Here is an 8,578-nt window from a genome sequence, read left to right as displayed (position 1 = left end):
CCTATTAAATTATATACAAGAATATATATTGCATAAATTACTACAAAACTTAATATAAACTGCATATTATAAAAGTAAATCCAATTCATTGCCTCTATGAAACTCATATTAACTTGCATGACAATATAAAATAACGCTACTGTATGAGCTAATAAAAGTAATATAAAATGCACTCGCAGGGATGCTCTAAGTATAGACATCTCTTTTTTATTGAAATGCGTAATATAAAACGTTATGCCCCATATGAAAATCATCATAACACTTAAAACAAGCTTTTGATTTAAATGATCTTTCATCATGTCTAAATTAAAAACCTTTAAAATCATAAACAGCATAGTTATTACTAATAAAGTCACCATACTACTTATAATGCTAGAAATTAATATATTTCTTTTTGGAAGATGAAAAAGTGTAGAACCATACTTCAATTCATTCCCTCGTTTCTATGTCTTAATTTCCCCCGCATCGAAAGAACTATTTCTATTAAAATAACATATATTACATATTTCGTCTGCATACTTGCTTCTACCATAAATGTATTGTCTTAATATTCCCTTAATCAACAGTTAAATTGTGGTATACAAATTACTCATTCTTGAAAAACTTAATTTCAGCATTCCACTTTATGATATAATAACTATGTTTTGGAAATCCTTAATACTATTAAAGATTTCACATAAAAATACGAAAGAATTAATAAAAAAGGAGTTGCTCATTTTTGCTTACTAAGTTTAAGAGTTTGCCTAAAGCGGTATATGCAATTTTGGCGCTTTCTTTCCTGTTGCACGTTTTTTGTTTAGTAAAACAGCCAGGATTAGATGGAGAGTTAGTCAAAGTAACATATGGTGCAAATGATGCCTTTAACTATTCGTTAACAGCTGAACAACTATTAAAACATGGTGTATTTGGTTATGTGTATTTAGAACCTAGTGAAGTTCCAGGGAAAAATGCATATATTACACCAGGTCAGCCATTACTATTAGCTGGCGCTATGATTATTTCTGATATTACATCAATTCCTTACTATTACGTAGCAACTGTTATTAACATGATCATGAACCTTTGCACAGTGCTATTAGTATTCTTAATAGGAAAAGAATTGTTCGAAAAAAACATTTATGGAATTGTTGCAAGTATTTTATATGCTATTTATCCAAGTAACTATACATACTTCCGTACATTGCTAACAGAAGTTCCATCCATATTCTTATTGGCGTTATGTGTATATGTATTTGTTCTCGCATGGAAATACAATAAAGTGAAATTCCATATATGGTTTGGAATTGTCGTTTCAATTTTACTTATGTTCCGTCCAAATCCAGCTCCAATGATGCTCATTCCTGTTCTTGTTGTGTTATTTACATATGGATTTAAAGAATCCATTCGAATCGGATTGTTATGGTTTATCGGACCTTTCTTTATTATTGGCGCATGGGTTGTTCGTAACTACTTAGCACTCAACCAATTTATTTTATTCTCAACCCAAGGTGCAGATCCACTAATTGCCGGTGCAGATCCATTTAATAAAATTGGATATGAAAATATAGTAAATGAAATGAGAGCTAAAGGCTTAGATGACAAAGGTGCATACGCAAAAGAATTAATTAAGAACGGATTTAAGACGGACTTCACTTATTGGTTCTCTTGGTTCACTGTCGGTAAAACAATTGAATTATTCAAAACAGCTCCTGCTGTAGACCAATATCGTATTCACAACTTTATGCAACTATGTCATAGAGTGTTTATCATCGGTACATTCTTGAGCAGCTTCTGCTTCATGCTAAATTCATTTAAACATAAACGCGTTATGATGCTAGTAGCAAGTTCAATTATTTACATTATCTTCTCAAACTTATTCTTAGCAATTAATCGCTATGGATTTTTCATTAATCCTCTTATGTGCTTAATTCTTGCATACGGATTAATTCACATTGTGCAGAAGCTTCCATTCTTCCGCACTAATCAAGCATAATAAGAAAGAGGTCGTCCACCGTTGGACGACCTCTTTCTTATTCCCCCACACTTTACACACGGCCAATTTGTCCATTCTGTAATCACACTTTAATTCCGTATGTATGTGTGTCTGTATTTGTCAAAATATCTTTCACAACACCACTCACTGTTTTACGTATAAATGCAAGTTTTTTACAACTATTACTATAACGAAAAGAGAAAATGATTAGTATGTGTATTATATAAAAGGAAGCAGCCATATTTTCCATACGATACATACGAGCACTATAACTACAAAATCAAAAAAATCTAATCTCGGTCCTTTTTTCATATTCATATGTAGCCACATATAAAACCATTTTATTTTTGTATATTTATGGATGTTTTTCTTTGCAAATCGGTAAATAAGCATTTGCATAATAAAAAATCCGGCCACAAAAATAAATAATAAGATGAGAAATCCAATCACAAAATTCCTCCTATTTTTGTAGCGTTTTTTCTACTATCCGATTTTTCAAAACCCACTCTTCAAACTGGGCACTTCCAAATTCCCAACTAAGATCGCGAGCATGTACAGAAAAAACGTAATAACCGGCATATTCGTCCATAAACCTACCTAACTCTACATCGTCTTTCTGAATACCGTATACTCCAAAATTAAAATACACATCCCATACGTCTTCATTCTTCCTCTTATAAGCGATCGATTCCATATCACATTCTGTCCCGAAATAATCAAGATGTAAATGTACGCTATCATCGTATTCGTACTCCATTTTATCACCCCTTATATTTGTACTTCTTTACCACCCAAAAAATTCCTGCTATCTACACTCACATATGGGCACTTACCTACATATCATGCTTGTAGAGTGACTTCTAGGAGGTGTTATATAGTGAAAAAATTAATCGCGATTTTTTGCATCATGTTACTAGCTGTTTTTACTTTTGCTGCTTGTAGTAGTAAAAAAGAAAGTACGAAAGAACAAACTCAAAACATTCGCGTTGGCGAAGTTACCCATTCTCTCTTCTATGCCCCATTATATGTCGGGATTGAAAAAGGATTTTTTAAAGATGAAGGACTAAATATTGACCTACAAACAACAGCTGGTGGCGATAAAACGATGACCGCCCTATTATCTGGCGGAATTGATATTGCTCTCGTCGGTTCTGAAACGTCTATTTACGTTCATCAACAAGGAGCGAAAGACCCTGTCATTAACTTTGCACAGCTTACACAAACAGATGGGACATTTTTAGTTTCACGTAAAAAACTAGACTCTTTTAATTGGAATGACGTAAAAGGTGTTACATTTTTAGGACAGCGTAAAGGCGGCATGCCGCAAATGGTTGGGGAATACGTTTTAAAGAAAAATGGCATTGATCCTCGGAAAGATACGAACTTAATTCAAAATATCGAATTTGCTAATATTGCAAATGCCTTTGCATCTGGTACAGGAGAGTTTGTGCAGCTCTTTGAACCGACTGCAAGCATATTCGAAAAAGAAGGTAAAGGTTATATCGTCGCTTCATTCGGAAATGAATCTGGTACTGTTCCTTATACAACGTTCATGGCAAAAGAAAGTTTCTTAAAGAAAGATAAAGCTGCTGCTGAAAAGTTCACACGTGCGCTCTATAAAGCACAGCAATGGGTTGATACACATAGTCCAGAAGAGATTGCTGATGCTGTTTCTCCGCTATTTAAAGACACTTCGAAAGACATTACAGTAAAAGTAATTGAACGGTATAAAAAACAACATTCTTATGCGACAAATCCACTACTAGATGCGGAAGAATGGAAACAGCTCCAAACGATTATGAAAGATGCTGGTGAATTACAAAAAGAAGTCCCACATGAAGCGCTCGTCAATACAAAAATTGCCGAAAGCGTTATTAAGAAATAGAGGCGAAGTGTATGAGTTTTTTACAAATACGTAACGTTTCTCACTGTTTTTTCGCAAAAGAGAATGCCAAACTTATTCTCGAAGATATGAGCTTACAAGTGGAAGAAGGCGAATTTATTTCTATACTCGGCCCAAGTGGTTGCGGTAAAACAACGCTCCTCTCAATCATTGCTGGACTACTTGATCCAATTGATGGTATCGTCTTTTTAGATGGTGAACCAATTACAACGAAAACTTCATCTATGGGATATATGTTGCAGCAAGATTACTTATTCCCGTGGAAAACAATTGAAGAAAATATTATGCTTGGACTTCATATTCGAAAGATTTATGATGAACAGATGAAAGAACATACTTTAAATCTTTTAAAACAAGTCGGTCTACATGGGGTAGAAGGACAATATCCTCGTGAACTATCCGGCGGTATGCGTCAACGTGCTGCTCTCGTTCGAACGTTAGCAACTGATCCGAAAATTTTATTACTAGATGAACCATTCTCCGCACTCGATTATCAAACGAAATTAAAACTAGAAGAACTCGTTTTCAACTTACTAAATAAATATAAGAAAACATCACTACTTGTTACTCACGATATTGAAGAGGCGATTGCGATGAGTGATCGTATTTATTTACTGCAAGCGAATCCTGGAAAAATCGCAAAAACCTTTATCGTCCCGGAAAGTATCCGTTCTTTATCACCGCTAGAAGCACGCCATCACTACGATTTCCCAGCCCTCTTTCAAGATATATGGAAGGAGCTGGAACGACTTGGATAATATAAAACAACTACATGAACAATTTCGAAAGAAAGAACGCAGGCGTGCTTGGATTGCTCGCTCATTACAGCTTTTACTACTTATTCTTTTCTTTGCACTATGGGAAATAGCTAGCAAAAAAGAATGGATCGATCCTTTACTCTTTAGTTCTCCTTCGAGTATTTGGGATCTCTTCTTAACGAAATGGATCGACGGTTCACTTTGGGTCCACATATGGACGACATTGCTGGAAACAGGAGTAGGCTTCATTCTCGGAACGGTACTCGGTGCTATTATTGCCACGTTTCTTTGGTCGATGCCACTTCTAGCCCGCGTACTTGATCCTTACCTCGTCGTCCTAAATGCAATGCCAAAAGTTGCACTCGGTCCAATCATCATCGTTATTTTCGGTCCAAACATTTCATCTTCTATCGCAATGGGAGTAATCATTTCCATCATCATTACCATTCTCGTTATTTACAGTGCATTTCAAGAAGTCGATTCTAACTATATAAAAGTGATGGACACATTTGGCGCAAATAAATGGCAATGTTATAAGCAAGTCGTTCTCCCTGCATCCTTTCCAGCAATTATCTCAACGTTAAAAGTAAATGTTGGTTTATCCTGGGTCGGTGTTATTTTCGGAGAACTTCTCGTTTCCAAACAAGGACTTGGCTACTTAATTAGCTACGGATTCCAAGTCTTTAACTTCACACTCGTCTTACTTAGCGTACTACTCACATGTGTTCTTGCAACTCTTATGTATGTATTTGTTGAGGCATTTGAAAAAATTCTAATTGGAAAAAGAAAAAGAAGCTGACTCAAAACAGTGCGCTATAGTCAGCTTCTTTCTTTTACCTTTTATCACACATTTTCGTTTCATTTGTAATGTTTCCATCCGCAACCGTAACTGTATGGAAACAGTCTTTCACACGTACTGTAACGACATTATCTTTTCGATCTATCACATGATAATCATTAAACTTTTCATTCAAAGCACTACGAATTTGCTCCCCTTCAAAAATCGGAAAACCGTGAGACATTACCCAAATGAGACCAGCAACAGCAAGAATCGTTTTCATACGTTTCATTACCTCCTCGAGAGTAAACTTATAGTCCCTACAACACGCGCATTATAATTGTGTCTAAATTGTGACATTTTTATACTAATTCTATTTTATACCGCAAGTTCCTTCTTCTTTTTAATAAAAATACAGAATTTTCAATTTTATCAACATAAAAAAACGCAAAGAATTAAAAATTCTTCACGCTTTTCTTTAACGAAACTATATCGAAAGCATACCTCACATTAGTCTCCACTTTGTTGTTCTATCGTTTTTGAAACATCATATAATCCCGACAGCACTTCCGCTCTCATTTTTACAAGCTCAGGGAACTGATAGAAGAAAGCAATTTTTTTATATTTTAACTCTGTTCCTTCTTTCACCTTTTTTGAATCTTGTAAAATGAACGCTGTAAATGTATCTGCGATATCCTCCGTTACATTTGTTGTTCCATACAGCGATACAAAATCATCATGCTTTTCTTTATAAAATTCAATTTGTGCCTCTTCACTTTCTTCTACTTTCTTTTCTGTCCACTCTTGCTCAATTGGTTTCCAAAATTCATTATAAAATTGGTTAATATACGAAGTTTTTCTCGCACATCCATTTTTCAAGAACACCGTTTTACATTTATTTCGATATGATGAAATGTCTTTCTCTTCATCAAACGCCTCTAAATATTTCCTATCCACTGGTACTTGTTTATGCCCAATCGTTAATACGTGAGCCGTTTCATGAATTAATGTTTTCATCACTTCATCTATATTCACCCCAGAATCGAGCACGTCTAAACTAAGCAACCAATCTCTCGGGTCATCCATACTTGGCATGACATGGGCAACAACGCCGTCATAACCATCCGTTATTAAATCCAACCCTGTTATATTCTCACGATATTTCACTGGAATGAGAGTGCGATACATGTCCCATAACGTTTCATGATACTCTCTATCTTGCCGCTGGCTTAACAAATCATCTTTTGCTACTTTGTCATCTGCAAAAACTTTATTCAATCTCTTACGATCCAATTTCTCAAAATAAGGATCTACAATTTCATCATCATCGATATAATAAGAAGCTAAAAAGAAGTAATTGTCATCCTCTTCTTTTTTCTGTTCCGCCTCTTTCATATTCATACTTTCATACTCTTCTATGTCATAATCCTCTACTTTTTCAAGTTCTGAAAGTCCCTCTATCTTTTTATATACTTTTTGTAATGTTTTATCTCCTATTTGCGTGCACTCTTCTTCTGTTTTACAAATTTCTTTTTCATTCGTAACCTCGATAGCACTCTCGCATCCTGTAACTAAACTGCTTGCTATAATACAACACACTAACTTGCCATACAGTTTCTTCATACAATCCCCCATTATTCCATTCTACAAAATATCATAATCATTTTTTTACGAATATGCGATAATTAATTATAAAAACTGCAAGGAGGCTTCCCATGATTCGTGCAATCTTATTCGACTTAGATGGAACACTATTAGATCGGCGCCAATCTTTAGAACAATTTATTTGTGAGCAATATAATCGCTTCGCCTCACATTTGAAGAGCATAGAGAAATCAAAGTATTGTTCTCGATTTCTTGAACTCGATAATAATGGCTATACGTGGAAGGATAAAGTATATGCTACTCTCCTTTCCGAATACAACATTACTACTTTAACGCAAGAACAACTACTACACGACTATATTACAACCTTCCAACATCATTGTATTCCTTTCAAAAACACGCATGAACTACTTCAACAGTTAAAACAGCGAAACATTAAAATTGGTATTATTACAAATGGTTTTACTGAATTTCAGATGAGCAACCTTCGAGCACTACATATACATACGTATACAAACACCATTCTCGTTTCAGAAGCTGAAGGAATTAAAAAACCTCATCCTGAAATTTTCGAACGTGCTTTGCAAAGACTAGATGTGAAGGCAGAAGAATGTCTTTATGTTGGAGATCATCCAGAAAACGATGTGCTTGGTTCTGAACAAGTAGGGATTCTTGGTGTTTGGAAAAAAGATTCGTTTTGGGGGAATTTTAAGCATTCACGTATCGTAGATGATTTGTTGGAGGTGCTTTCGTTTTTAGAGGTGGAGGTATCAACACAATAATAACAAATAAATTATATCAGCGATTTTCACAATATATCAATTCACCAACCAAAAGTAACAATAATAAGAGGAGGCGTTTTTCACAAACGCCTCCTCTTATTATTCATACACTGTAAACTGAGGTTTACTCGGATGATCTTTTACTAGCGCATCATCTGGAAACTTTGAAACTTTTTGATATACGGCAATGTCACCGATACAACCTCCTGTTAGTAGAATTCCTAAAAATGAGAGTGGCTCCAGATTCATAGCTAATCCCAATACAATTGGCAAAATTCCAGTTGGTAAAAACGGAAGCATTAACACTTTCTTCATTTGCTTTACTGTAACCGCCTGTTTAGAATGAGCATATGCAACACCTAATTTCCAATTAACGCCCCATTTTAGTTCACTCCACGGAACACCTCCGATATAGCGAAAGCCAATTAAATGTATCGCCTCATGAATACAAACGAGAACAATCATTGCGATAATAAAAAGAAACATCGTTAATAATGTAACTTCAACTTGAACCCCACCCGAAAGAAATATATGCAAATAACCAATTCCAAACGACAAAGCAATTATTATAAAAAAGAAAGAAAAGTTTAATTTAACCATCGAAACAGTAACAGTCGTTTCTTTTCTTTTATCCATCTTTCCCCTCCTAAAATGTAAATATATCTTTACAAAATTGTATAATATACCCAAAATAATATAAAGATATATTTACATTTATTCTTACATACAAAAAAAAGAAACCGGCTACTTTACTTCGTAAAACAGCCGATTTCTTCTATA

At 34.8% G+C, this 8,578-nt stretch carries 10 protein-coding genes and 2 pseudogenes; 5 read left to right on the top strand and 7 right to left on the bottom strand.

Translation table 11 applies throughout. The features are described from left to right. Positions 1 to 428, bottom strand: a pseudogene (locus tag ABWK52_RS14590) (LTA synthase family protein); the annotation flags it as partial. A gap of 290 nt (positions 429 to 718) precedes the next feature. Between ABWK52_RS14590 and ABWK52_RS14585 the strand changes: the two are divergent. Next, positions 719 to 1,972: a glycosyltransferase family 39 protein gene (locus tag ABWK52_RS14585; protein WP_000956220.1), complete on the top strand. Its 1,254-nt coding sequence runs from the start codon at positions 719 to 721 to the stop codon at positions 1,970 to 1,972. Between the two features lie 82 nt (positions 1,973 to 2,054). Here ABWK52_RS14585 and ABWK52_RS14580 read toward each other — a convergent pair. The 3 genes and pseudogenes from ABWK52_RS14580 to ABWK52_RS14570 all read right to left on the bottom strand — a co-directional run. Beyond that, positions 2,055 to 2,126 (bottom strand): annotated as a pseudogene (locus ABWK52_RS14580) (DUF2196 domain-containing protein); the annotation flags it as partial. A gap of 65 nt (positions 2,127 to 2,191) precedes the next feature. After that, positions 2,192 to 2,422 carry a hypothetical protein gene (locus ABWK52_RS14575; protein WP_098541228.1) on the bottom strand — a complete coding sequence of 77 codons (231 nt, stop codon included), beginning with the start codon at positions 2,420 to 2,422 and terminating at the stop codon, positions 2,192 to 2,194. Between the two features lie 10 nt (positions 2,423 to 2,432). Further along, entirely contained in the window at positions 2,433 to 2,729 is a 297-nt protein-coding gene (locus ABWK52_RS14570; protein WP_000455580.1) for a DUF3986 family protein, read from the bottom strand. A 120-nt stretch (positions 2,730 to 2,849) separates the two neighbouring features. Here ABWK52_RS14570 and ABWK52_RS14565 point away from each other — a divergent pair, with 120 nt between their 5' ends. The 3 genes from ABWK52_RS14565 to ABWK52_RS14555 are packed head-to-tail and all read left to right on the top strand — an operon-like array spanning position 2,850 to position 5,432. Beyond that, positions 2,850 to 3,857 (top strand): ABC transporter substrate-binding protein, encoded by a 1,008-nt coding sequence (locus ABWK52_RS14565; RefSeq protein WP_000733151.1) that lies wholly within the window; start codon positions 2,850 to 2,852, stop codon positions 3,855 to 3,857. 11 nt (positions 3,858 to 3,868) lie between these two features. Further along, on the top strand, positions 3,869 to 4,633 hold the full coding sequence (locus tag ABWK52_RS14560; protein WP_000009025.1) for an ABC transporter ATP-binding protein: 765 nt from the start codon (positions 3,869 to 3,871) through the stop codon (positions 4,631 to 4,633). Beyond that, positions 4,626 to 5,432 carry an ABC transporter permease gene (locus ABWK52_RS14555; protein ID WP_098541230.1) on the top strand — a complete coding sequence of 269 codons (807 nt, stop codon included), beginning with the start codon at positions 4,626 to 4,628 and terminating at the stop codon, positions 5,430 to 5,432. Before ABWK52_RS14560 ends, ABWK52_RS14555 begins: the two co-directional genes overlap by 8 nt. A 34-nt stretch (positions 5,433 to 5,466) precedes the next feature. Here the strand turns inward: ABWK52_RS14555 and ABWK52_RS14550 are convergent, their stop codons facing one another. Together ABWK52_RS14550 and ABWK52_RS14545 are read right to left on the bottom strand one after the other, a co-directional pair. Continuing rightward, the gene (locus ABWK52_RS14550; RefSeq protein ID WP_000849112.1) at positions 5,467 to 5,694 is read right to left on the bottom strand and encodes a hypothetical protein; all 228 of its coding nucleotides are present in this window, start codon (positions 5,692 to 5,694) and stop codon (positions 5,467 to 5,469) included. A 227-nt stretch (positions 5,695 to 5,921) separates the two neighbouring features. Continuing rightward, a complete protein-coding gene (locus tag ABWK52_RS14545) occupies positions 5,922 to 7,034 on the bottom strand; it encodes a recombinase family protein (protein ID WP_141537345.1) in 1,113 nt (370 codons plus the stop codon). 92 nt (positions 7,035 to 7,126) lie between these two features. On the opposite strand from ABWK52_RS14545, the gene ABWK52_RS14540 reads away from it, so the two are divergent. Next, entirely contained in the window at positions 7,127 to 7,798 is a 672-nt protein-coding gene (locus ABWK52_RS14540; protein ID WP_098279280.1) for an HAD family hydrolase, read from the top strand. 99 nt (positions 7,799 to 7,897) lie between these two features. On the opposite strand, the gene ABWK52_RS14535 is transcribed toward ABWK52_RS14540, so the two are convergent. After that, a complete protein-coding gene (locus ABWK52_RS14535; RefSeq protein ID WP_098541235.1) occupies positions 7,898 to 8,434 on the bottom strand; it encodes a DUF3267 domain-containing protein in 537 nt (178 codons plus the stop codon). Between the last annotated feature and the right edge of the window lie 144 nt (positions 8,435 to 8,578).

It is taken from the genome of Bacillus sp. AP50 (assembly GCF_040492675.1).
Classification (GTDB): Bacteria; Bacillota; Bacilli; order Bacillales; family Bacillaceae_G; genus Bacillus_A; species Bacillus_A cereus.
This window is presented reverse-complemented; position numbering and strand designations above follow the sequence as displayed.

Coding starts and splice junctions, on each gene's coding strand:
- ABWK52_RS14570 (WP_000455580.1), bottom strand. CDS start 2,729: ATGGAGTACGAATACGATGATAGCGTACATTTACATCTTGATTATTTC.
- ABWK52_RS14535 (WP_098541235.1), bottom strand. CDS start 8,434: ATGGATAAAAGAAAAGAAACGACTGTTACTGTTTCGATGGTTAAATTA.
- ABWK52_RS14550 (WP_000849112.1), bottom strand. CDS start 5,694: ATGAAAACGATTCTTGCTGTTGCTGGTCTCATTTGGGTAATGTCTCAC.
- ABWK52_RS14545 (WP_141537345.1), bottom strand. CDS start 7,034: ATGAAGAAACTGTATGGCAAGTTAGTGTGTTGTATTATAGCAAGCAGT.
- ABWK52_RS14540 (WP_098279280.1), top strand. CDS start 7,127: ATGATTCGTGCAATCTTATTCGACTTAGATGGAACACTATTAGATCGG.
- ABWK52_RS14560 (WP_000009025.1), top strand. CDS start 3,869: ATGAGTTTTTTACAAATACGTAACGTTTCTCACTGTTTTTTCGCAAAA.